The 670-nt window shown below is 68.2% G+C and carries 1 protein-coding gene; it reads right to left on the bottom strand.

The window, feature by feature from the left end:
* The coding region (locus tag QZH66_RS17760) for an efflux RND transporter permease subunit (protein WP_305807136.1) at window positions 1-650 on the bottom strand (650 nt) is incomplete at its 3' end.
* Between the last annotated feature and the right edge of the window lie 20 nt (window positions 651-670).

Genomic DNA, 670 nt, shown 5'->3' with positions numbered 1-670 from the left:
ATCTGCGCCAGGTCGGCGGGCGACTGCTGCGCCTGCGGGCTGGCCTCGAGGATCACGCGGTATTGGTTGGCCTGCGAGAAGATCGTCGAGACGATGCGCTGGCCATAGGCGTCGTAGAGCGCGTTGTCGACGGTGGCCGGCGTGATGCCGAAGCGCGCGGCGGTGGCGCGGTCAATCGTCAGGTAGCTCGCGAGGCCGCGCTGCTGCAGGTCGGTCGCCACGTCTTCGAACTGCGGCAGCTGGTTCAGGCGCTCGACGAGCTTGGGTGCCCAGGTTTCGAGCTCGTCGGGGTTCGCGTCTTCGAGCACCAGGCTGTACTGCGCACGGGTCACGCTGGTGTCTATCGTCAGGTCCTGCACCGGCTGCATGTACAGGCGAATGCCGGGCACCTGCGCGGTCGCGGCGGCGAGGCGGCGGATCACGTCGCTTGCGCTTGCGCTGCGCTGCGCGTGCGGCTTGAGATCGATCAGCATGCGGCCGCTGTTGAGCGTGACGTTGCTGCCATCGACGCCGATGAAGGACGACAGCGTGGCGACATCGGGGTCCTTCAGGATCACCGCGGCGAGCGCCTGCTGGCGCCGGGCCATCTCGGCGAACGAGACCGATTCGGCGGCTTGCGAGACGCCCTGGACCATGCCGGTGTCCTGCACCGGAAACAGGCCCTTCGGGA

The sequence above is a fragment of the Stenotrophomonas sp. YIM B06876 genome, assembly GCF_030711595.1.
Taxonomy (GTDB): domain Bacteria; phylum Pseudomonadota; class Gammaproteobacteria; order Xanthomonadales; family Xanthomonadaceae; genus Stenotrophomonas.
This window is presented reverse-complemented; position numbering and strand designations above follow the sequence as displayed.